A 22690-nucleotide genomic window follows, 5' to 3' on the forward strand; every position below is an offset into this window, starting at 1 on the left:
TAATAATTTGCGTTATATAAAAAATAAAAGCCAGCTTAAGATTATTATCTAAGCTGGCCTTCGTTCTCTCTATGCATTCAAAGCTGCCAGGCCCTCTTCGAGGATCGTGATCTTAGCTTCCGCATCCGCTTTCTTTTTGCGTTCGTTATCCACGATTTCGGGTTTAGCATTTTGTACAAAGCGCTCATTTGAAAGCTTTGCATCTACTGATTTCAAGAATCCTCTAAGGTAATCCAGCTCTTTAGTGATACGTTCACGTTCTGCTTCCGCATCAACGTTACCGGCCAGCACTACAAAGAATTCATCTCTTCCCGCCATGAATCCCGCTGCTCCTGAAATTTTATCTTCAACGAATGAAACTTCGCTAAGATTAGCAAGCTTACTGATTACCGGAAGATAATCCGGAAAACTCACATCCGAATTTGCCTTTATTGATAATGGTAAAGACTCTTTAGGGGAGATCTGCTTGCTGTTTCTGATGTTCCTTATCTCTGATATAACCTGCTTTACGATTTCGAAATCTTTCAGTATTATATCGCTGATTGCAGCAGTTTTAGGATATTCTGCAACAATACAGCAATCCTTTTCAGTTCTTGGTCCAAACACCTCTTCATCATGCCACAGTTCTTCTGTCAAGAATGGCATAAAAGGATGGATCAATTTCAATATATGCTCAAAGAAGCCTTTGGTCGCATCATACGTAACTTTATCTATTGGCTGCTGGTAGGCGGGTTTAACCATCTCAAGGTACCAGGAACAGAAGTCGTCCCATACCAATTTGTAACATGCCATTAAAGCTTCAGACAATCGATATTGAGAAAAGTGACTCTCAATTTCTGTAAGAGCTTCACTGAAGCGATTGCTGAACCATTCTATCGCTTGGCCATTCACAGCTTCGAGGTCCTCGTTTATTTCCCAGCCTTTAACCAAACGGAAGGCATTCCAGATCTTATTTGCAAAGTTACGCCCCTGCTCGCAGTACGACTCATCAAACATTAGATCATTCCCTGCAGGGGAGCATAGTAACATGCCTACGCGCACACCGTCAGCTCCGTATTGCTCGATCAGATCAATTGGATCAGGAGAATTACCTAGGGACTTCGACATTTTTCTGCCAATTTTATCCCGCACAATTCCCGTCAGATAAACGTTTTTAAAAGGAACTTCTCCGCGGAACTCATGTCCAGCCATAATCATTCTTGCTACCCAGAAAAATAAGATTTCAGGAGCAGTTACGAGGTCATTAGTTGGATAGTAGTAATTAAGGTCGGCATTTCCTTCTTTTTCAGGATGTCCACATACAGAAGGATCAAATACAGAAATAGGCCATAACCAGGAAGAGAACCAGGTGTCTACCACGTCTTCATCTTGTGCAATTGAATTCAAAGCCTCAGATCTGAAATCAGTTTTTTGCTGCTCAGACATTTGGGTGCGTGCCTCTGCCTTCAGAAGTTCATCAATAGCTTCTTCTTTGGTTTTGGCAACAACCACCTCATGCTGGAAATACCAAGCCGGGATGCGTTGCCCCCACCACAGCTGCCGACTTATACACCAGTCCTTCACATTTTCCATCCAGTGGCGGTAGGTGTTGATGAATTTCTCTGGGATCAGCTTGATCTCACCATCTAAGACATAGTCAAGGGCAGGTTTTGCCATCTCTCCCATTTTGCAGAACCATTGCAACGAAAGCTTTGGTTCGATAACAGCATCCGTACGTTCAGAGAATCCTACCTGAGATTTATATTCTTCAACCTTTTCAAGCTGTCCGGCCTCTTCTAACAGACCTCCAATTTTCTTACGTGCGGCAAAGCGATCTTCCCCAACCAGGATCTCTGCCTTTGAGTTCAACGTTCCGTCGTCGCTCAGGATATCGATCACCGGAAGGTTATGTTTTACTCCAAGCTCATAGTCATTCAAGTCGTGAGCAGGAGTAACTTTCAAGCATCCTGTACCGAACTCAACATCAACATACTCATCCTCAATAACAGGAATTTCTCTATCGATTAATGGTACAAGAACTTTTTTACCTTTTAACCAGGTATATCTTTCATCACCAGGATTGATACAGATAGCCGTATCAGCCATAATGGTTTCAGGACGAGTAGTGGCAATTACTATGAATTTGTCGTCTTCGCCTGCTACCTTGTATTTGATATAATAAAGCTTCTGATTAACTTCTTTACGGATAACCTCTTCGTCTGAAACTGCTGTTTTTCCTTTCGGATCCCAGTTCACCATACGAACACCTCGATAAACCAAACCTTTTTTATAAAGGTGAATGAAGGTATCAACCACAGCTTCAGAGAGTGGTTCATCCATAGTAAAAGAGGTGCGGTCCCAGTCGCAGGAAGCACCCAACTTCTCAAGTTGTTTTAAGATGATACCACCGTATTTTTCTTTCCATTCCCAGGCATACTTAAGGAATTCCTGGCGGCTAAGATCTTTTTTCTCGATCCCCTTCTCTTTGAGCATAGCCACAACTTTTGCTTCCGTAGCTATCGAAGCATGGTCAGTTCCAGGAACCCAGCAAGCATTTTTCCCCAACATACGAGCCCTTCGAATAAGAACATCCTGAATGGTGTTGTTGAGCATGTGTCCCATGTGTAATACGCCGGTGACATTAGGTGGCGGTATTACGATAGTATAAGGTTCGCGCTCGTCGGGAACTGATTTGAAGAATTTTTTCTCAAGCCAATACTGGTACCATTTATCTTCTGTTTCTTTCGGATTGTATGTTTTAGAAATACTCATATGGAATGCCCCGCCTTTTTGGGCTTCCAAAAATAGTAAACTCTAGGTGCTCGCGAAAGGTAAAAATTCAGGAGGGTGAATTAAATTGCAAGGAAAAGAGTTGTGAACTCTGCAGGGAATGAGAAAATAATTCACCAATGTTAATAAAAAAAGCAAGGTGAATTATACTAATTTGAATGATATCCAGTTTCTTATTTCAGATATTATTAATAACGTGAAAGGCAGACATACGATGAAAATTACGAATATCTTATTTAACTACCTAATGATTAACAAGGTTATCCGTTGGTTTAACCGCTGATCATAGGAAACTTTCTATAGCTAGTCTGTAGCTGTCTAAACCAAAGCCGGTAATCACTCCCTTGCAGTTTCTTGCCATCATAGACTTATGCCGGAACTCTTCCCGTGAGTAAACATTCGAAATATGAACCTCAATTACGGGGGTTTTAATTGCAGCAATGGCGTCGGCAATTGCTAACGAAGTGTGGGTATACGCGCCTGCGTTGAAAATAATCCCATCATAACTAAAGCCCGTTTCATGTATTTTATTGATTAATTCACCTTCAATGTTACTCTGGAAATACTCCAGTTCAATATCCAAGTATTTGGACTTCAACTCCTCGAAATAAGAATCGAAGCTTTTTTCTCCATAAATTGACTTCTCTCTTGTTCCCAGCAAGTTCAAGTTAGGACCATTAAGGATCTGTATCTTCATAAGTTCAAACTTAGCAAATTTTGAAAAAACCAGAATATATATTTATAGGTGTTGTAAGCTCCCTTCCCAGGCAATCACAAACTTTTTAAATAGCATAACAATCTAAAGTACTAATGAGAAAACAAGAGGCCTGCATCTTCTTCAGCCGATAAAAGAAAATTCTGAGATTAACATGCTTTTTAATTTTCTTTGTGGGATGGATTGGAGAAGTACGAAAAAAGGTTTTGAGAACTATTTAAAGTTGGAACGCTCCTTATCTGCAAACAGTGTCGAAGCATATATGCGAGATGTGGAAAAGCTTCACCAGTTTGCAGAAAGCACCAATGGAAAGGCTCCTAACGAGATAACAAGCGAGGATATACAGCTTTTTCTTGGTTGGATCAATGAACTTGGTATGCTGCCACCTTCCCAAGCCCGGGTACTGTCGGGTTTGAAGGGCTTTTATAAATACTTAATAATCGAAAATCTTAGTAAAACCGATCCTACAGCCCTGATTGAAAGTCCCCGACTGACCCGAAAATTACCAGATACATTAAGCATTGATGATATTAACAAGCTTATTGCTGCCATTGATCTTTCTTCACCCGAAGGCATGCGAAATAAAGCTATGCTGGAAGTTCTTTACGGGTGCGGATTACGAGTATCAGAACTCACTGATCTGAAAATATCCAATCTCTACCTTGACATAGAGTTCATTAAGGTTACAGGGAAGGGGAACAAAGAACGATTGGTGCCTATAGGAACAGAAGCAATTAAACTTTTAAGGATCTATATGGACGAAATTAGGGTTCATTTGAAAATAAAGCCTAATCACCAAGACTTTGTATTTCTCAACAGAAGAGGAGCTCCATTGAGCCGGGTGATGGTTTTTTTGATCATTAAGCAATTAGCCGAAAAAATATCTCTTAATAAAAACATCAGTCCTCATACCTTCCGGCATTCGTTTGCAACCCATTTAATAGAAGGAGGAGCTGATCTGAGAGCTGTTCAGGAAATGCTTGGACATGAAAGTATTACTACCACTGAAATATATACACACCTGGACAGTGATTATCTTCGACAAACAATAATCCAGTATCATCCGAGAAGTTAATTACAGAATGGGTTTATGCGGTTCACGAAAGCTCGATCCACTAATCAAGGTGTAGAACATCCAAAGACTCACTACCGGGGAGAAATAAAGCATACCTACCTTTAGAGCGTGGGAAATATTTATTTCGAGGACAATCAAAAATACGATAATATAAAGATTTACCACTGTAGTTGCAAATGCAGGTTTACGTAACATATCAGGTTTTAGCATTATGTGATCTCTTATGTACGCAAGAATTGTTCCACAACACCTCTTATAATAACTTTTAGTTAATTTTCAATACTGATATCATTTCACTTCCGAATTATTGCCAAAGTAGAGAGCTAGCTAAATTTTTGACACCTACTAACGGGTATTCGCAGTGAAAAACTATTACTCATTTCACAACTATTTGCCCGTTTTATTGTTAACGGGTGTAAAGTTTACTCCATGATCTTACCAGTTGCCCATGTTAAAAAAATTGCAATTTTTCGTGCGCTCCAATTAGGCGACCTACTCTGCTCCATCCCGGCTATAAGAGCTCTTAGAGCCGCTTATCCTCATTCGGAGATCGCGATAATAGGATTACCATGGGCTAATAGCTTGCCCGAAAGATTCCCTGATTACTTTGATAAGTTCGTGGAATTCCCTGGATATCCAGGTTTACCTGAAAGAGAATTCTCAGCACCAGGTTTTGCACAATTCTTAAATAGGATGGTGCAGGAAGATTTTGACCTTGTTTTACAAATGCAGGGAAACGGCAGTTTGGTTAATCCGATGGTAGAGCTATTGGGAGCTAAACAACTTGCCGGCTTTTGTAAGGAGGGGGTATATGTTCCATCAAAGGGATACTTTATAGATTATCCAGAAAAAGTTCACGAAATAGACCGCCATATTGCTTTAATGAATTCTCTTGGAATTCAGGATAAAGGAAGAGATCTCGAATTTCCTCTTTATAACCAGGATTTCGACGAGTTGAAAACCGCCAACTTACCGGTGGAAGTGGGAAAGTACGTATGTATTCACCCCGGCTCAAGAGAAACGGCAAGACAATGGCCTGCTGAGTATTTTGCAACGTTGGCAGACCTGGCCGCGGAACAAGGATTAACTCCGGTAGTAACCGGAACCAAAGACGAACTAGCTATAGTAAATAATGTAATTTCCAGAATGAAATCTGAAGCCGTAGTTGCGGCAGGAAAAACAAGTCTTGGCGCAGTAGCAGCACTTATAAAACAGTCGCACAGCCTGGTGTCAAACTGTACCGGGGTTGCTCATATTGCTGCAGCTTTGAAGGTGCCAAGTATTGTTATCAGCCTTAATACAGAACCTAAACGTTGGGAACCATTGAATAAGGACCTACATAAGACAATTGAATGGATCTATAATCCTGATTTCGAACTAGTTTATTCAGAAAGCAAAAGCTTATTTGAGCAAGCGCGCATTACTTCAACTCAATTTGAAATTTCAAACTAAAAAACATTCTATAATTTTGACACGAAAAACTATGTTACAGCTTAGCAATTGATTAATAGCTGCACAGACGTAGTTAAAACTATCCTGATGAGAAAATTTCTTCTTTCAATTCCACTACTTTCTACGCTCTTTATTGCGTCCTGTTCTTCCCTATACATGCCTAATGTTCCCAATACTCCTATGTTTACTCAGGGGGGCGAATTGCATGCCAGTGGGCATGTGTCAGTAAGAGGCAACATAAGTGTTAATACCGCTTTAGCTTTCACCGACAACTTCGCTCTAATGCTTAATGGATCTGCTATCAGTCAAGATAAAGAGAAGAAGGATTTCTCTCAGAAAATGGCGGAAGCAGGCATAGGGTATTTCACAACATTCGGGAAGGAAAATAACAGGATCTTCGAGGTTTACGGTGGATTGGGAACAGGAAATAGCAAAAGGGTTTTAAGCGAGCTGACCTACGACGGTGCAGTTCCTTACGAAAGTCAGGACATTACTTTCGACAAGTTTTTTGTCCAAGTGAATTACAGCTCTACCAGGAAAAGAAAACTGAATCTTTTTGGAGAGAAGTTTCCTTTGAACTATGGAACTGCTTTAAGAATGAGCTATGTTACGATGGATAAGGTGGAAATGACAGGAGTAAACCCACTTAAGGAAGACAACATTTTCCTGGAACCGATATTTTTCACACGTATGCGTCTGAATGAAAACTTTCAACTACAGTATACAACTGGAAGTAATTTCGGCTTAAAGAATAGAAAATACCTTACGGCTGGGAATTCTGTTTTTACAATTGGAGCGGTGTATAACCTGGGCGGGAAAAAGCTGAGGTAAGTTTGCCAGGTATATTAAAACCAATCATGGGAGAACTATGCCCAATCTACGACACTAGCATTTCTTGATCCAGGTCGGCAACATCCTGCGCGGATGCGACTAGTATGTGTATTGTTGACAGAGTTCTCTTAATGAATGGTTATTTATACTTACCTCACTTATTTCTGCTGAGCAAATTGCAATTTCAAATCAATTGTGATGTCCTTGCCAACTGTTGCTCCGCCGGCTTCTGTAAGACTATTCCACTTCAATCCATAATCAAATCTATTAATCACGGCTGCTGCTTTGAACCCTGCTTTTGTGTTTCCATAGCCGTCTTTTGCTGTACCTCCGTAAGTTACGTTAAACTTAACGGGCTTAGTTACGCCATGAAGGGTGAGGTTTCCAACGAGCAAATACTTGTTCCCTGATACCTTCTTAAAGGAAGTACTTTTAAAAGACATGTTCGGATACTTTTCAACGTCAAAAAAATCAGCGCTTTTAAGATGTTTGTCCCTCGAATCGTTATCTGTATCAATACTATTAACATCAACTGTGAAATTAATTTCCGCATTGCTAAAGTCGGGGGACTTGGATAAAATGTTTCCGTCAAATTTTTTGAATTGACCTTCAACTTCTGAAATTACAAGGTGTTCTACTGAAAACTTCACCGATGAGTGAACTGCGTCAACGCCCCACTTAGTTTGAGCAAATAGAGCTGTATTTACAAATAATGCTGCAGCTAATAAGAATGTCTTTTTCATTTTATGTTATTTTCTGTGTTTTTGAATAAGACAAATTTAGCCCGGAGCTGCTTCCTGGCCGTTGACATGTATCAAGAAGTGCTCTTAACATATGTCAAGAAACTGCAAAAGGGGTTTTGCTAATACATTTTTAAAAAGTTTCTTTGCAAAAGATTTTTCTGGTGCCACTTAATAATGGTGGGCCTTTTTTAATCCCTATAATTAATGAAGATTGTCCTGTTCTCCGACGTGCACGCAAATCTCCCTGCACTTGACGCTTTTTTTAAAGATATCGATACCAAAGAATACGATGCTATTTATTGTCTCGGAGATCTGGTAGGTTATAATGTCTGGCCGAATGAAGTCATTGCCGAAATTAGAAGAAGAAAGATTCCAACAATTGCTGGTAATCATGATATAAAGGTTAAAAAGCTACGGGTAGATCAGCATTTGAATGATGAGGAAGCACTAGTGAACTATGCTTATCATCTTGGGACTGAAACTTCCAGACAATATCTTAAGAACTTGCCCTGTCATATCAAGGTTGAGTTTAAGCAGAACGATCTACCGCTCAATTTAATGCTGGTACATGGCAGCAATAGAAGCGTTAGCGAGTATGTGTTGGAGGATCTGGATGAGACATATGTATTGGAGCTTATGCAGGAGAGCGGTGCTCACATCTTTTGTTGTGGACATACCCATAAGCCATACCACCGCGTTATTGAATCTGAAGGTCAACACCTTCATGTCATTAATATAGGAGCCCTAGGAAAGCCAAAAGATGGCGATGTGCGGGGTTGTTATGTTATGCTAACGATAGACGAAAATAGCTCTCTTGATAACCCTGATAGCATAACAGTAGAGTTTTGCCGAGTTGAATACGATGTAGAAAAAGCAGCAAAAGCGGTGGAAGAAAGTCCCCTACCTAATGAGTTTGCAGACAGGTTAAGAAAAGCATATTAGTCTGAAGCAATTGTATAAGACTTATTATTCGATTTATTGCTGCAGGAAGCACTATAAGCGGAATAGAAATTGCAGGTCAAATGCAACTTAAAAACATATACTATGAACAGACCTATTTCAAGAAAAGGACATGGGTTAGCCGAATGGAGTTATATTCCATTGACAGCCCTTTCTCCTGAAATTATGCGTTTCAAAGACGATCCAAAAGCAACAACGTTTGCCAGAGTACTAAGTGGTCTGATGCTTAGCTCGGCAGTTTTAACTAAATCTGAATGGGGAGTGTTTAAAGTCTTGCCATTTAAAGCTCACCTTGCAGGTGACGTGGCCATCAGTTTAGCATCAGTCATGGCACCTTGGATCGGCAGATTCTCAGAGGATAAAAGAGCAAGAAATACATTTTTATTTCTTGGCATTTCAGGGTTGCTTATTGGAGGATTACTTACCCAATGGAAGGAAATGAAGAGGGACTAACCTCAGAAGTTAGAAGAGGCTTTATCTATATTTGTTAAGTATCTATAGACAAAGCCTCTTTTTTATTTATTCCATAGCAGGCACTATTGCTTCCGCTTTAGGAGCTGCAAGTTTAGCCTTTACCAATTTGCTCACATAGTAAACGAGAAAAGCACAAACTACAATTACCAGAGAGACCACTATACCCAATGTTCCGTAATGCTCGAGGGGACTGTTAGCATCTTTCTGAGTTACGATAAGTCCGGCAGATACCGCAGCCAACCCTCCTGCCATCTGCTGTAATGAAGAGTTTACACTCATAAAAGCTCCCCTGTCTTTCATTTCAGGAATACTCGTTGTCAAAGCTGTTGCCGGTATCATTCTGCTCATGATTCCCATGAATAAAATCATATTAATAACTATGATCTGCCATAAAGGAACAGGACTAAGGTTTGTATAGATGAGGATCATTACTATAGCGAGAGCTGAGCCTGCACAAAACAGAGTGAATTTATCGACACGATCACTGATCTTGCCGATAATAGGCATAACTATAATTGATGCGATACCCGTAAACATAAATACCAATGGCAGCTGCTCGTGAGAAATATGAATGTTATTAACCAGGTAAGCACTACCGAAAGGCATCAACATAAAACCGCCTACCGATAGCAAAGCTGTAGCCCCAAAGGCTACCAGATAAGATTTATTACTTACTGTGTGTAACAGATGCACAAAAGGACTTTTATTCGATTGCATTTTAAGGTGTGCATCAACAGGTTTAACTCTCAGCCAGATCACAGCGTAGATAAGAATTGCAAGGGCAACGATCATAAGAAACGTGGCCTGCCAGTTCCATAAGTTAGCGATATAGATTCCGATTGGAATACCAAGTACCTGGCTGGCAGCAAAGGCCATCTGAACAAATCCCATAACTCGACCACGCTGATTAATTTCAAAAAGATCAGTTACAATTGCAAGTGAGATAGAGCCTATCACACCACCAAAGAGACCGGTTATAATACGGGCCGCCATCAAAAGTTTATAGGAATTAGCCAGTCCACAGAAAAGTGTACCCAGAATAAATCCCGCATAGAAAAACATTAGCAACTTTTTGCGGTCGAATTTGTCTGCGAAACCAGCAGCAAGAAGTCCGCTAATCCCAGCACTAAAAGCATACGAGGATACTATAAGTCCAAAACCAGATGGTGTTATTCGTAGAGATTTCATCAAGATATCCCCTAATGGGGATAGAACCATAAAGTCGAGTACTACAGTGAACTGTAGCAGGGCGAGTATGGCAATGACCAGTTTTTGATAAGGTGAAAAACTGATCAGGTTGTTGTTGTCTGTCTGTTTCATTGTTTGGTTGATTATTTATTATTCATAGGTACAGTGTTGTGGGCCGCATGACTCACATCAATTCCTCACAAAAAAAGCCTGCTTCTGTTAATAATGAAGCAATCTCACCTTCTGTGATAGTGCGACTTACTACGCGCAAAACGCAGTCAATATCTTTCCGGTCTACATTCCAATCCTTCACATCAAGCCTATTCAGTAGGCTTTCGAGTGTAAGTAAGTCTTCATCCGACTGTATATTGGTTTTGAAAACAAGGATATTATTCATCACGAGGGGTTTTATAGTCAATGCCAGATATCTAAACGCCTTGCTATTTTTTCAATGCTTTTAGAACAAGATCAAAAGTTTGCCACAACAGTTCTTCTGTAAGGGTGAATTTTCTGCCCCCGATACTTTTACCCTCGTTATGAAAGCGAACTAAATTATACATTGGAGCAAAAGCTACAGACCAGTAAACCTCTAAAGGCAGTGGGTCGATTTCTCCTCTTTCGATAGCATTTTTCATGAATATGCCCATTGATTTGGCAAAATCTCCAACTATTACTTTATAAACCTCTTCATGATAGGTTGATCCTCTAAGCATTTCAAACAACTGAGCTGCCAAAGGATTGTCGATCATGTGTTTTGAGCGATTTTTCCATTGCTGACGTAAACCATCTTCGAAAGAAGCATCCGGGTCGAAGCCTTTCAAAACTTCTTCGCTCATTTGCTTAGCCCCCTCTACTGCTATCTTCACAATTAGATCGTCTTTGTCTTTGTAATAGATATAAAGCGTGGCTACAGAAATTCCGCAAGCTTTTGCTAGCTTGTTTACGCTGAAATTCTCTAAACCCTCTTTAACAATGAGCTCAATAGCCTTCTGTTTTACCAGCTCTTCTTTCTCTGTGTTCCTGGTCCGCATAGTTTCTAAGGCAAATATAAGTGAACGATCACTTACTTATAGTATATTTATGAATATTTCTTATTTTATGGAGTTCTGATTTAGGTTTATAGAAAATCACTCATTAAAACTTTATCTTCACGCCACATGAACTTTACTTCCATTATAGTTGCAGTTGGTGTAATTCAAGGGGTTATTTTAAGTATTGCCCTTTTTCGGAGTCCTATCAAGGCTGGCATTTCGAACAATTTGCTTGCTCTGTTTTGCCTGATGTTCTCGCTTGTTACGTTCGAAGACTTTTTAATGACAAGTAATCTCATTTTAAAATTCCCTCACTTCTTTGCAGCCTTCTATCCCTTTATTTTCACCTTAGGACCACTTTTCTTCCTGTATGTCGAGAGCCTAACCCAACCATCTTTCAGGTTGAAGCTAGCTCATATCCTCCATTTTGCACCTTACCTTGTACTACTAGCTTTATTAGCCGCTACCATTTATTTTAATAGCGGCGATGTGAAGATCAAGTGGATAAAAGAGAGTTTTAATGATACCCAACCTGACCTATTTAGCGCTACCGCTATTTTTCAAAACCTTGCTTACATATTCGCATCACTTTTTAGGCTGATCAGGCACAAAAAAAACATTCAAAAGATTTTCTCCTACGACGAGAGGATAAACCTGCGATGGTTACTAAGACTTGTTATTGGTGTAATTTCATTATGGGCAGTTTGGGGACTTTCAGTATTCCTAAATGTTTCACTTTTCAAAAATCTTGACGCTATAGGTTTTCCAGTTCTGGTGTATATGATGGGCTATTGGGGAATAGGTCAGAAAATTGTCTATAAGGATAATGATTTTGGATCAAGCAAAGCACTTATTGAACCCCAGGAAAAATTAAAGTACCCTGGATCTTCTATCACTCACGAGCAAATCGAAGAAAAGCTGGAGATGTTGTTGAAGTATATGGAATTGTCAAAGCCATTTCTGAAAGGAGACTTAAGCATCCAGGATCTTTCGGCAGAGGTTCGCATACCTGTTAATCAACTATCTCAAATTATTAATGGCCGGCTGAATCAGAACTTTTTTGAATTCGTTAATAGCTATAGGGTTAGCGAATTTAAAAAGCAGGTTGTAAACCCCTCCAATGAACATCTTTCATTACTCGGCATTGCGCTCGAGTGTGGATTCAATTCGAAAGCCTCGTTCAATGCTGTTTTTAAAAAAGCAACGGGTTTAACTCCTTCTGAGTATAAAAAACAGTCTGAAAAGGGAGATAAGACGTCTAAAGTTAGACTTTAGGACGATAGGACTTCTTTCTTGAGCGATCATTGCCTAAAAAAATCGCTATGAACCAGAAATCTTTAATTCTAATTTTTATCCTTCTTCTACCAGTATTGTTCTCTTGCGAGAAAGATAAAACGCAACCAGTAGTAACTAACAACCCCTTGAAAAGCGAACAAGACCTAATCGTTCATTCGATAGTCAAAAGCTATGCGGAAAAAAAATCAACAGCGGGGTTAAGCATCGGTATCATTAAGGATGATCAGATATGGCAATATGGATACGGTGAAATAATTAAGGGTCTTAAAACAATTCCAAATGGAAATACTGTTTTCGAAATTGGCTCCATAACCAAAACTTTTACGGCACTTATGCTAATGGATCTGTTGTATAAGGTTAAAGTGGAGCTGGACGAGCCAGTAAATAATCTCCTTCCTTCAAATATTCCTTTATTAATGAAAAATGGGCGGAAGGTTACCATCAAGCACCTTCTAAATCATACTTCGGGATTGCCAAGGCTTCCTGAGGGATTTGAGAAAGACTCGGATCCTTCCAATCCTTACGTAAACTACGACAGCACTTCCGTCTATGAGGCTTTGAAGAACGTTAAGTTAAAAAGTCAACCTGGTGAGAAATTTGAATACTCCAACTTCGGGATGGCTGTAGCAGGATTAATCATCGAAAGGACTTCAGGCCGATCCTATGCTGATTATTTGGCGGGGAACATTTGCAAACCGCTTGATCTACACAGGACTAAAGCCGGTAACAATTTCGATGAAAACCTTGCTAAGGGATATACTGATAAAGGCAGGGAAACACCTTACTGGAAATTAACCGGCTATGCAGGAGCTGGGACAATTTACTCGAGTACGGATGACTTGTTGAGATATGCACGAGCGATTATGAATCCTGAAAAATCAACTATTTCTTCTTTGCTCAAGGATCTTAAGGAGGTTACTTTTTCAGACTCGGAGGTCAAGGTCACTAAAGCATGGTTTCTTATAGACGTTAATGGGAAAGAATGTTTGGTACACGACGGAGGTACCGGCGGCTTCCGCAGCTTTATTTACCTCGTTCCGTCCAATAATCTGGCTCTGGTGATTTTAGGAAATAATGGAACAGATGCTGCAGCAACAGTGGCTAGAAATCTGGCAGAAAAACTTATCTACTAACAAATGCAACCATCAGTTCAATCCCTCCCGCTGTTATTAATAGATTCTTCCTAGGAAGTCTACTTAACATAAACTGCAATATTTACAACAGAATTATTTGAAAGCTGATTAAAACTCGACTGGGGGTGGCTCGGGAACATACATCCAATGAGTCACCTCTCCAAGGTCGGCCTCAGTATGCTTCTGTATCTCAAAATCCCATTTTTGCAAATCATGGTAGTACCAACCAATACCCATGTAGAAAGTATTAGTACATACCAGTAAATCTTTATCTTTTTCAGGTAATCTGTCTTTTATTGAAATCCATTCCATTGTTATAAAAATTTAAAATCCCCACCATCAAACAAACCCTTGTCGCTCAGCTTTAATTCGGGTATCACCAGCAAGGCCATAAACGAAAGGGACATGAACGGAGAACCTAATGTTGAGCCTAATGACTTCGCTGCCTTATCGATCCTCTTATAGTCTTCTGCTACCTTATATCCATCCTCTAAGGACATCAAACCAGCAACAGGAAGAGGAAGGACAATATCTTCTGAATCAGATACACACGATACTCCACCTCTAACCTTAATTAAGGAATTTACGGCTCTAGAGATGCTTTCATCATCTACCCCTACTGCTACTATGTTATGACTATCATGAGCAACACTTGAAGCTATTGCACCATTCTTTAATCCAAAGTTTTTTATGAATGCTTTAGCAACCGGAGCTTCTATGTAGCGGTTAACAACTACTATTTTAAGTATGTCGCGTTCAATATCTACTACAATTTCCTCAGCAAGTAACTTTGGCTCAAGCATCAGTCTGTTCGTTATCAATTGCCCATCAAGCACCTCGATAATGGGAATTGTGCCATTTATAGCGGGATAGTTGCTCAACATAACTCTAAAATCCGCCTCGCTTTTCTCCTGGCAGTTAAACTGATTTACTTCACGATCCTCCCTAACTTCTTCAAGTAAGATCAAGGTTTGGCCATTTTCCGCGACCAATTTTCCATTAATAAAAGTTTGAAGCGTTCTGAATGATTCTAAATCATTAACTACAATAAAATCAGCAGGATCCCCCTCATTCAGTAAACCAACATTTAAACCATAATGCTTCACAGGATTTATGCAAGCAGCTTTTAATACCTTGAATACATCAATACCTTTTCCAATAGCTCTTGCGCAAAGTTGATCGATATGTCCTTCTACAAGGCTGTCGAGATGCTTGTCATCGCTGCAAAACATCATCATGTCTTCATAATCATCTAGAAGACCGATAAGAGCCTCAAAGTTCCTGGCAGCACTTCCCTCTCTGATTAATACTTTCATACCAAGCTGAAGCTTTTCCAGGGCCTCCTCTTCGGTAAAACATTCGTGGTCTGTACTAATTCCTGCTGAAACATATTTCATCAGATCCTCCCCTCTTAATCCCGGTGCGTGCCCGTCCACGGGTTTTCCCCATCGCTTTGCCGCAGCAATCTTCTCCAGTACATCTGCATCCTCATGTAGTACTCCAGGAAAGTTCATCATCTCACTGAGATAGAGCACTTCGGGATTTTGAAGCAGGGCATCAACATCAGCAGCAGTTAGTTCAGCACCGGCCGTTTCGAAACTAGTTGCAGGAACACAGCTCGGCGCACCAAAATTAAACTTGAATGGAACCTTCTTTCCGTTTTCAATCATAAACTCAACCCCTTCCATTCCGGTCACATTAGCAATTTCATGAGGATCACTAACGGTTGCTACGGTTCCATGCACAACCGCTAACCGGGCGAACTGCGAAGGTATTAGCATAGAGCTTTCAATGTGGACGTGGGCGTCAATAAATCCAGGGAGAATGTAGGCATCCAACACTTCGCCCTTTAATTCTATTATCGATACAATTCTTCCATATTCAAACTGAACCTCGCCCGGGTATATCCGGCCGTTTTCTATATCAACTATATTTCCTTTTACTGATTGCATATGTCTGTATCCAAATCTTTAAGTGTAGTTGCAGTCACCTGTCTTAAATAAGAGCAAGCCAAGATAGTAAAAGCATGAGAACCGGCAAGGACCTCTAACTATTCCATGATTAGAGCAAGGATCACAAAGGCATCAACGAACCAAAGTGAAGGAGTAATTTCCCTGGTCTTGCCTGCCACCACTTTTATGATGGTATAACTTAAGAAGCCCCAGATAATACCATGGGTTATTGAGTAGGTAAAAGGAATAAGCACCATGGCAAGAAAAGCAGGTATAGCTTCGTCTAATTGATTCCAGTTAATCTTTACTACAGGACTGATCATAAAAACACCAACCAGAACAAGCGCAGGGGCGGTGGCTATAGAGGGGATTACGGATAAGAGAGGGGACAAGAACAGAAATGGAAGAAAAAGGAAGGCGGCAACTACTGCCGTTAAACCTGTTCGTCCCCCGGCTTCTATACCAACCGCTGACTCTATATATGCGGTACCCGGACTTGAACCGGCAATACCTGCGAAAGTTGTGGCAAAAGCATCAGTGAGCAAAGACCGTTTTATATTTTTTGGTTCGCCATGCTCATCGAGCAGGTTTGCGGCTTCTGCAATCCCCACAAAAGTAGAAAGGCTATCGAACATGTCGGTAAATACAAATGCGAATATCACGGGTAGTATAGAAAGCTGAAGTGAGTTAACAAGGTCAAGCTTGAAGAACAAAGAAAAATCAGGAGGCGCGAACAAGCCGTTAAATTGAATTAAAGGTTTAACATTCTCCTCCAAGCCCCAGTAACGCCCTAGCGGATAAGCAGCCAGAGTGGTAAAGAGTATCCCGAATAAGATTGCCCCCTTTACCCTGCGTACCAAAAGGGCAGCAGTAAACAAAAGGCCGAAAACAAAAGTCAGCACATTGCTTCCCAATACAGCACCTCCCACAATAGTGGCAGGATTAGCAATAACAAACTTGGCGTTCGCTAGGCCGATAAGGGTGATAAACAAACCGATGCCCGCAGCAATTGAATATCTGAGAGGCTTAGGAATAGCCTTCACAATGTGGGTGCGGATATTGAAAAAAGAAAGAAGAAAAAAAACGATTCCAGACCAGAATACAGCTCCAAGTGCAACAGTGTAAGGTACTTTCATTCCCAAAACTACTGAATAGGTAAAGAAGGCATTTAAGCCCATGCCGGGAGCTACCAAGACTGGATTTTTTGCATACCAACCCATCATCAGGCTGCTAAAGAAACAAACTAAGACGGTGGCGGTGAGAACACCCGAAAAAGCCATTCCGGTTTGACTTAAAATAGCCGGGTTTACCACTATGATGTAGGACGTAGCAAGAAAAGAAGATATTCCAGCTATAATTTCTGTGAAGACAGACCTGCGTGAAGAGAAAGCATCAATAGCCATATGCGATGAACGTGAGGGTGGCAAATTAGGTTTTTTATAATGGAACCTTAACATAAATTTCATGTTTACTCGCAGTACTTTAACTCACCGTTATTATTCCATTAATTTTGAAACACCCCAAGTTTTCTGACACTCGAGGCTTCTATTTTCGCCCGAAATAAAATACCTATCATGTACAAAAAATTATTTTTTGGAATTCTTTTATCTACAGTTGTCGCAACCTCATGTAAAAAGGATTCTGAAAGTGAAGAAACAGTAACAACAGATCCGGTAGTACCAGAAGACGCCGCAACGTTTAAAGAAGTAGCATCACAGAAACTTGGCGGAGAAGCGGCTTCTGAGATCTCTGCTTACGATGCAAAAAGCAAAAGACTATTTGTGGTGAATAATGAAGGTGCAACAAAAGTTGAAGTACTTGACCTCTCTAATTTTCCAACTGTTAGCAAACTTCAACCAATTGACTTTTCCACAAGTAGTGGTGGCGCAAACAGTGTTTCAGTGTATGATGGAAAGCTTGCAGTTGCACTGGAAGCAAAAACAAAAACAGACGACGGCAGCATTGCAATTATTGATGCAGCGAATTTACAAGAAATTAAACGAGTAACTGTTGGAGCGCTTCCTGACATGGTTACCTTTAGTCCTGATGGAAACTATATTTTATCAGCAAATGAAGGCGAACCAAATGCCGAATACACCATTGACCCGAAAGGATCAGTTTCAATCATCAATACAAAGAACAATTATTCTGCAGTTACTCTAGATTTTACAGCTTTTGAAAATTCCAAAAACGACCTGATATCTAAAGGCTTTCGGGTTTACGGAAAAAATGCAAGCCTTGCACAGGACGTAGAGCCGGAATATATTGCAGTTACTCCTGATTCTAAAAAAGCCTGGGTAACCTTACAGGAGAATAACGGAATAGCTGAAGTTGATATTGTAAGCGGAACGATCCTTCGTATTGTCCCTTTAGGAGTAAAGGACATCAATTTGTCGGAAAACGCTTTTGATGTAAGCGATAAAGACAACAAAATAGAACTAAAGACCTGGCCGATCAAAGCTTTTTACCTTCCTGACGCAATTGCAGCTTTTAGTGCAGGAGGAAGTAATTACCTGGCTTTGGCAAATGAAGGAGATACAAGAGATTACAAAGGTTTTAAAGAAGAAGCAAGAGTAGAGGAGCTTAATCTTGACCCTACACGTTTCCCAAATGCCGCTACATTGAAACTTCCTGCAAACCTGGGCCGGCTAACAGTAACAAAAATTCAAGGTGATACCGACGGTGACGGTGATTTCGATGAGATCTACTCAACCGGTGGAAGAAGTGTTACAATTTTAAATGCATCTAACGGACAACTGGTTGCTGAGATAGGCAAGGATCTGGAATCAAGGGTTATTCAAGCCGGAAAATATGACGATACCCGCTCAGATAACAAGGGAGTTGAAGTTGAAGCTGTTACTATTGGTTCAGTTAACGGAAGAACGCTGGCATTTATCGGAATGGAACGCGCTGACATGATTGCTATATATGACGTTAGTAATCCTGCTTCACCATTATTTGTTCAATTATTTGAAACTGGCGATGCTCCTGAAGGAGTACACTTTATCAAACCTAAGGACAGCCCTAACGGACGCAGTATCCTTGTTGTAGCAAGTGAAGGGGATGGAATGATTAAGTTCTACCAGCCTAATAAGCTATAAGCTTTCTGCTTTAATCTATAGCTCGCAGAATCATAATATAAAAAAACAAAAGCACCAGCCTCTGGTGCTTTTGTTTTCTATCCAAACAGGAAATTCATTCCTTCAATGGAACATTACTATACATGTGATACTCCCCAGGGGCATAACTTATTGAAAGAGTTGTTGAGGTGATATTAATTGTTTTACCGCTGACATAATCAAACCAAGCTCCGGTTGAAGGGAAAGCCAGGTTCGCTGTAAGGGGAACAACATCAAAATTCCCTACCACCAGAACTTGCATTTCCCGGTCCCAAATTCTCAATGATTTAATAGCTCCAATAAGGCTGTATTCAAAAGTACCTGAACCAAACACCGGATTATTAAGCTTCATTCTGATAAATTTGGCATAAGCATTATATAATGCCTTACGTTTAGGATCAGAATAGTATTCCCATCGGATAGGCTTTTCCCCTGTCCTGCCGTTATAGTCGATACTTACATCGTAACCCAACTCGCCAAACTGCCAGATCATTTTTGGCCCGGGGATAGAAAAAAAGAAGGCCGCAGCCATTTCATTCCTCTTTAATGCTGTTGGTAAATCTTTTACCGAGTATGAACCGGAGCTATTTCCATACTGAAGATTCTTATACATCAGCCTCTCTTCATCATGACTCTCCATGAAACTTACCAGATAGCCCGGCTGGGTAAAGGTATGGGTTGGGTAAAACTGACCAGCAAAATTAGAGTCGTTTAACCATCCCATAGTAGCCTCATTAAAATTATGGTTACCGTTATTCCAAAACATCATTCCTTCATCGGCCAGCTCCCTTTCCTCTTGATTACTACCGAAGTGTTCCAGTATTACGAAGAAGTTTGGATCAATACTCTTTATATAATTATTATAGTTCTTCCAAATTGCTACCCTGCTAGCATCGTAGGCCGTCCAGACATTTACATCCGTACCAGATTTCTTTTGAGTGAATCCTTTTGACAGATCAAATCGAAAACCATCTATCCGGTATTCCTTCATCCAAAATTCCATCACTTTCTTTGAAAAATACTTCGTGGCCTCACTCTCATGATTGAAATCATGACCAACATTAAAAGGATGCGTAGGATCCGTATTAAACCAGGGGTTATCAGCAGTTACCTTGCCAGTACTCTTATTGAAATACATTTGAACAAGTGGCGATTGGCCGAAGGAGTGGTTCAGCACCATATCGAGGATAACGGCGATACCAAGCGAATGGCATTCGTCTATAAATGCTTTTAAAGCATCCTTTGTTCCATAATATTTGTCGGGAGCAAAGTAGAAAGAGGGATTATACCCCCAGGACAAGTTACCTTCGAACTCGTTCACTGGCATCAACTCAATTGCGTTCACCCCAAGTCGCTTTATGTAGCTTAGCGTATCTTTTAAAGCGTTGAAATCATGACTGCTGACAAAGTCCCTTATATGCAATTCATAGATCACCAGGTTTTTCCGCTCAGGCCGGGTGAATGAAACAGTTTTCCAATTATAAATGGATCTATTGCCCTGCATTACACTGACAACTCCCGAGGTATACTCTTTGGGATAAGCTTTCAAATTGGGATAAATAGCAGAGGAAATAAACTTGTCATTGTCCTGATCTAATACTTTCTCGGTATAGGGATCAGCTATTCTTAAGCTATTATCGATCAGGTACTGGTATCCATATTCCTTATCAGGGTCTAATCCGTCTACCTGCAACCACCAGCGCTTTCCGTCGGCCGTCTTCTTCATCTGGTATCTGCTATCAGCCTTCCAATTGTTGAAATCCCCGATAACTGCAATGGTACTTTTACCAGGAGCATATAGATTAAAGATCGCTGAGCTTCCGTTATTGTAGTAGGTTACACCGTCCGAAGCGTTCGATGAAATTTCAGATGCTGACTCTGTTTCAACATCTTTTACCTCTTTCTTTCTGCAGGAAGTATCTAACAGGGCGATCACTACTACAAGTGTATGAAATACTTTTTTCATTACGTAGGAATAAGAATAAGGGATACGCAAGAAACATCTACTTCTGCAGCTCCAGCACCCAGGTTGTCTTGGCGGGTACACTAAGCTTTGCAAGATCTGGTATGCTCTCTTCTGTAACTATATTCTTTGCCCGGCTAAACCATTGTGTCCTTTCTTTGAACCGTCCAGTTTCAAGCTCAATAGCTTTATCATTACTGTTGCAAACAACCATGACCGTTTTGGCTGCATCGTAGCGAAAAAACACGTATACCCCGTTCTCTGGCACGTACTGCATCAGTTTTCCAGTTTGCAATGCAGTTGTATTCTTACGGTAAGTAGCTAATTTCCTGAAATAATTAAATGCCTGGTTCTCCTTCTTATCACGACCTTCGCCAGTAAATTTATTCTTCTTATCCTCTGCCCAACCACCTTTGAAATCTTCACGCACCAGTCCGTCAGGGTTAGAAAAATTCTTCATCAACAATTCTGTACCATAATAAACTTGAGGGATACCGCGGGTGGTTAGCAAGAGCGCAAGTCCAGACTTGTACTTCTCAAAATCCTCCCCTATTACTGAATAATACCGGCTCATATCATGGTTATCCATAAAGACCACATTTCGGTAAGGATCTTCATAAATAAAGTCGTTAGCCAGAACAGAATATAGGCGGTTTACTCCACTTGTCCAGTCAAACTTTCCATTCAAAGCTTCATAAATAGCGTCTTTCACCGCCACGTCTGTAATACCAGGAAGGTTAGTGTTTATGTTTTTATTTAATGTACTACCCTGAGTAAAAAAGGCTTGATTCACTACACCATTCACTAATGTTTCTCCGAAAATGGATAAACGTGGAAATTCTGCTTTAAGCTTTTTTGCCCAATCGGCCATGTACACCGGATCATTATAGGGATAAGTATCTAACCTCAACCCATCAATTCCAGCATACTCGATCCACCAGATATGGTTTTGATTCAGATAATTTTGAACGTACGGATTAGACTGATTCAGATCAGGCATGGAAGAAACGAACCAACCGTCTAGCATACGCTTCTTATCAGCCACTGAAGCATAAGGATCCATCACCGTTTGATCCTTATAGGTTGTCTGGGTGAACTGATCCCATTGGTGAACCCAGTTTTTCATAGGAAGGTCCTTTATGAACCAGTGCTCCGTCCCTGTATGGTTGTGTACGATGTCTTTAATCACCTTCAATCCCTTAGTGTGACACAGCTCAACATACTTTTTGTATAATTCGTTATTTCCATACCGGGGATCGATCTTATAATGATCAGTAGCAGCATATCCGTGGTAGGAAGATGAAGCCATATCATTTTCAATTTCCGGAGTCATCCAAACCGCTGTAATTCCCAGATCTTTAAGGTAATCCAGATGGTCCATTACTCCCTGGATATCTCCTCCATGGCGGTAGTACATGGAATCCCGGTTAAAGGTTGTTTCCCTCATGCCGTTCACGATGTCATTACTTTTATCACCATTAGCAAAACGATCAGGCATCAGCAGGTAGATCAGATCGGCACTAGTTACCCCGTTTATCCTGGTTTGAGATCTATCCTTGCTCTTTAGCTCATAAGTATAGCTTAGTGTTTTTGCGTTTCCTTTGCTAAAGCTGATCCTAAATGCTCCAGGTTTAGCGTTCGCTAAAATTTCAAGATCAAGGAATAAATAATTGGGATTTTCAACTTTATTGACACGAGTTAGTTTTACGCCAGGGTAACTTAAACTCACATTCCGCTCAGCGATCCTTTCTCCATGGATCAATAGCTGAAGCTTGGGATTCTTCATTCCCACCCACCAAAACATTGGCTCCACACGTTCCAATTCAGGAATTTGAGCAAAAGTTGTGGCGGATAGTCCGGTTAGAAGGAATAGGACAAGCAGAATCCTCGTCACTGCATTTGCGTAAATACCTTTCATTAATAAAGACCTTTTCATTAAAGAGTTTCAGTTAGATTTTAAAGGTAGATATAGGGTTGAGAAAGGCTGCC

20 protein-coding genes are annotated in these 22690 nt (G+C 40.5%); 8 read left to right on the plus strand and 12 right to left on the minus strand.

The genetic code is table 11. The annotated features are described in order from the left end of the window. Window positions 1-69: 69 nt before the first annotated feature. Together J4N25_RS04915 and aroQ are read right to left on the minus strand one after the other, a co-directional pair. The gene (locus J4N25_RS04915; protein ID WP_207421028.1) at window positions 70-2751 is read right to left on the minus strand and encodes a valine--tRNA ligase; all 2682 of its coding nucleotides are present in this window, start codon (window positions 2749-2751) and stop codon (window positions 70-72) included. A gap of 301 nt (window positions 2752-3052) precedes the next feature. Continuing rightward, window positions 3053-3466 carry a type II 3-dehydroquinate dehydratase gene (gene aroQ, locus J4N25_RS04920; RefSeq protein WP_207421029.1) on the minus strand — a complete coding sequence of 138 codons (414 nt, stop codon included), beginning with the start codon at window positions 3464-3466 and terminating at the stop codon, window positions 3053-3055. A 196-nt stretch (window positions 3467-3662) separates the two neighbouring features. On the opposite strand from aroQ, the gene xerD reads away from it, so the two are divergent. After that, the gene (gene xerD / locus J4N25_RS04925) at window positions 3663-4559 is read left to right on the plus strand and encodes a site-specific tyrosine recombinase XerD (protein WP_207421627.1); all 897 of its coding nucleotides are present in this window, start codon (window positions 3663-3665) and stop codon (window positions 4557-4559) included. Here xerD and J4N25_RS04930 read toward each other — a convergent pair whose 3' ends face one another. Then, complete coding sequence (locus tag J4N25_RS04930) at window positions 4560-4754, minus strand: hypothetical protein (protein ID WP_207421030.1); 195 nt, start codon at window positions 4752-4754, stop codon at window positions 4560-4562. A gap of 234 nt (window positions 4755-4988) precedes the next feature. Between J4N25_RS04930 and J4N25_RS04935 the strand changes: the two genes are divergently transcribed. Together J4N25_RS04935 and J4N25_RS04940 are read left to right on the plus strand one after the other, a co-directional pair. Then, a complete protein-coding gene (locus J4N25_RS04935; RefSeq protein WP_207421031.1) occupies window positions 4989-6011 on the plus strand; it encodes a glycosyltransferase family 9 protein in 1023 nt (340 codons plus the stop codon). 87 nt (window positions 6012-6098) lie between these two features. Beyond that, entirely contained in the window at window positions 6099-6842 is a 744-nt protein-coding gene (locus J4N25_RS04940; RefSeq protein WP_207421032.1) for a hypothetical protein, read from the plus strand. Between the two features lie 158 nt (window positions 6843-7000). Here the strand turns inward: J4N25_RS04940 and J4N25_RS04945 are convergent, their stop codons facing one another. After that, the gene (locus tag J4N25_RS04945; protein WP_207421033.1) at window positions 7001-7585 is read right to left on the minus strand and encodes a YceI family protein; all 585 of its coding nucleotides are present in this window, start codon (window positions 7583-7585) and stop codon (window positions 7001-7003) included. Between the two features lie 204 nt (window positions 7586-7789). On the opposite strand from J4N25_RS04945, the gene J4N25_RS04950 reads away from it, so the two are divergent. Both J4N25_RS04950 and J4N25_RS04955 read left to right on the plus strand, forming a co-directional pair. Beyond that, entirely contained in the window at window positions 7790-8527 is a 738-nt protein-coding gene (locus J4N25_RS04950; protein ID WP_207421034.1) for a metallophosphoesterase family protein, read from the plus strand. Window positions 8528-8629: 102 nt separating this feature from the next. Further along, window positions 8630-8998, plus strand: a complete 369-nt coding sequence (locus J4N25_RS04955; RefSeq protein WP_207421035.1) for a hypothetical protein — start codon at window positions 8630-8632, stop codon at window positions 8996-8998. A gap of 66 nt (window positions 8999-9064) precedes the next feature. On the opposite strand, the gene J4N25_RS04960 is transcribed toward J4N25_RS04955, so the two are convergent. From J4N25_RS04960 to J4N25_RS04970, 3 genes are read right to left on the minus strand one after another with little or no spacing between them, the layout of a single operon-like run. Next, on the minus strand, window positions 9065-10339 hold the full coding sequence (locus J4N25_RS04960; protein ID WP_207421036.1) for an MFS transporter: 1275 nt from the start codon (window positions 10337-10339) through the stop codon (window positions 9065-9067). 52 nt (window positions 10340-10391) lie between these two features. After that, on the minus strand, window positions 10392-10604 hold the full coding sequence (locus J4N25_RS04965; protein ID WP_207421037.1) for a hypothetical protein: 213 nt from the start codon (window positions 10602-10604) through the stop codon (window positions 10392-10394). 43 nt (window positions 10605-10647) lie between these two features. Then, complete coding sequence (locus J4N25_RS04970) at window positions 10648-11238, minus strand: TetR/AcrR family transcriptional regulator (protein ID WP_207421038.1); 591 nt, start codon at window positions 11236-11238, stop codon at window positions 10648-10650. Window positions 11239-11364: 126 nt separating this feature from the next. On the opposite strand from J4N25_RS04970, the gene J4N25_RS04975 reads away from it, so the two are divergent. Next, window positions 11365-12513 (plus strand): helix-turn-helix domain-containing protein, encoded by a 1149-nt coding sequence (locus J4N25_RS04975; protein WP_207421039.1) that lies wholly within the window; start codon window positions 11365-11367, stop codon window positions 12511-12513. A gap of 47 nt (window positions 12514-12560) precedes the next feature. Further along, a complete protein-coding gene (locus J4N25_RS04980; protein WP_207421040.1) occupies window positions 12561-13667 on the plus strand; it encodes a serine hydrolase domain-containing protein in 1107 nt (368 codons plus the stop codon). 108 nt (window positions 13668-13775) lie between these two features. On the opposite strand, the gene J4N25_RS04985 is transcribed toward J4N25_RS04980, so the two are convergent. From J4N25_RS04985 to J4N25_RS04995, 3 genes are all read right to left on the minus strand, one after another. Then, a complete protein-coding gene (locus J4N25_RS04985) occupies window positions 13776-13979 on the minus strand; it encodes a DUF551 domain-containing protein (protein WP_207421041.1) in 204 nt (67 codons plus the stop codon). Between the two features lie 2 nt (window positions 13980-13981). After that, window positions 13982-15619, minus strand: coding sequence for an adenine deaminase (gene ade, locus J4N25_RS04990; RefSeq protein ID WP_207421042.1), 1638 nt, complete (start codon window positions 15617-15619; stop codon window positions 13982-13984). Window positions 15620-15717: 98 nt separating this feature from the next. Continuing rightward, window positions 15718-17076, minus strand: coding sequence for an NCS2 family permease (locus J4N25_RS04995; RefSeq protein WP_242695776.1), 1359 nt, complete (start codon window positions 17074-17076; stop codon window positions 15718-15720). A gap of 117 nt (window positions 17077-17193) precedes the next feature. Here J4N25_RS04995 and J4N25_RS05000 point away from each other — a divergent pair, with 117 nt between their 5' ends. Beyond that, complete coding sequence (locus J4N25_RS05000; protein WP_242695777.1) at window positions 17194-18720, plus strand: choice-of-anchor I family protein; 1527 nt, start codon at window positions 17194-17196, stop codon at window positions 18718-18720. Between the two features lie 94 nt (window positions 18721-18814). Here the strand turns inward: J4N25_RS05000 and J4N25_RS05005 are convergent, their stop codons facing one another. Together J4N25_RS05005 and J4N25_RS05010 are read right to left on the minus strand one after the other, a co-directional pair. Then, window positions 18815-20704, minus strand: a complete 1890-nt coding sequence (locus J4N25_RS05005; RefSeq protein WP_207421043.1) for an alpha-amylase family glycosyl hydrolase — start codon at window positions 20702-20704, stop codon at window positions 18815-18817. Window positions 20705-20741: 37 nt separating this feature from the next. Beyond that, complete coding sequence (locus J4N25_RS05010; protein ID WP_207421044.1) at window positions 20742-22637, minus strand: glycoside hydrolase family 13 protein; 1896 nt, start codon at window positions 22635-22637, stop codon at window positions 20742-20744. Window positions 22638-22690: the final 53 nt, after the last annotated feature.

The organism is Desertivirga brevis, from assembly GCF_017355835.1.

Excerpts from the sequence above, each read along its gene's own strand:
- J4N25_RS04960 (WP_207421036.1), bottom strand. The coding sequence starts at position 10,339 with ATGAAACAGACAGACAACAACAACCTGATCAGTTTTTCACCTTATCAA.
- J4N25_RS04915 (WP_207421028.1), bottom strand. The coding sequence starts at position 2,751 with ATGAGTATTTCTAAAACATACAATCCGAAAGAAACAGAAGATAAATGG.
- J4N25_RS04955 (WP_207421035.1), top strand. The coding sequence starts at position 8,630 with ATGAACAGACCTATTTCAAGAAAAGGACATGGGTTAGCCGAATGGAGT.
- J4N25_RS05010 (WP_207421044.1), bottom strand. The coding sequence starts at position 22,637 with ATGAAAAGGTCTTTATTAATGAAAGGTATTTACGCAAATGCAGTGACG.
- J4N25_RS04975 (WP_207421039.1), top strand. The coding sequence starts at position 11,365 with ATGAACTTTACTTCCATTATAGTTGCAGTTGGTGTAATTCAAGGGGTT.
- J4N25_RS04970 (WP_207421038.1), bottom strand. The coding sequence starts at position 11,238 with ATGCGGACCAGGAACACAGAGAAAGAAGAGCTGGTAAAACAGAAGGCT.
- J4N25_RS04985 (WP_207421041.1), bottom strand. The coding sequence starts at position 13,979 with ATGGAATGGATTTCAATAAAAGACAGATTACCTGAAAAAGATAAAGAT.
- ade (WP_207421042.1), bottom strand. The coding sequence starts at position 15,619 with ATGCAATCAGTAAAAGGAAATATAGTTGATATAGAAAACGGCCGGATA.
- J4N25_RS05005 (WP_207421043.1), bottom strand. The coding sequence starts at position 20,704 with ATGAAAAAAGTATTTCATACACTTGTAGTAGTGATCGCCCTGTTAGAT.
- J4N25_RS04980 (WP_207421040.1), top strand. The coding sequence starts at position 12,561 with ATGAACCAGAAATCTTTAATTCTAATTTTTATCCTTCTTCTACCAGTA.
- J4N25_RS04935 (WP_207421031.1), top strand. The coding sequence starts at position 4,989 with ATGATCTTACCAGTTGCCCATGTTAAAAAAATTGCAATTTTTCGTGCG.
- J4N25_RS05000 (WP_242695777.1), top strand. The coding sequence starts at position 17,194 with ATGTACAAAAAATTATTTTTTGGAATTCTTTTATCTACAGTTGTCGCA.
- J4N25_RS04950 (WP_207421034.1), top strand. The coding sequence starts at position 7,790 with ATGAAGATTGTCCTGTTCTCCGACGTGCACGCAAATCTCCCTGCACTT.
- J4N25_RS04930 (WP_207421030.1), bottom strand. The coding sequence starts at position 4,754 with ATGTTACGTAAACCTGCATTTGCAACTACAGTGGTAAATCTTTATATT.
- J4N25_RS04940 (WP_207421032.1), top strand. The coding sequence starts at position 6,099 with ATGAGAAAATTTCTTCTTTCAATTCCACTACTTTCTACGCTCTTTATT.
- aroQ (WP_207421029.1), bottom strand. The coding sequence starts at position 3,466 with ATGAAGATACAGATCCTTAATGGTCCTAACTTGAACTTGCTGGGAACA.
- J4N25_RS04965 (WP_207421037.1), bottom strand. The coding sequence starts at position 10,604 with ATGAATAATATCCTTGTTTTCAAAACCAATATACAGTCGGATGAAGAC.
- J4N25_RS04945 (WP_207421033.1), bottom strand. The coding sequence starts at position 7,585 with ATGAAAAAGACATTCTTATTAGCTGCAGCATTATTTGTAAATACAGCT.
- xerD (WP_207421627.1), top strand. The coding sequence starts at position 3,663 with ATGGATTGGAGAAGTACGAAAAAAGGTTTTGAGAACTATTTAAAGTTG.
- J4N25_RS04995 (WP_242695776.1), bottom strand. The coding sequence starts at position 17,076 with ATGTTAAGGTTCCATTATAAAAAACCTAATTTGCCACCCTCACGTTCA.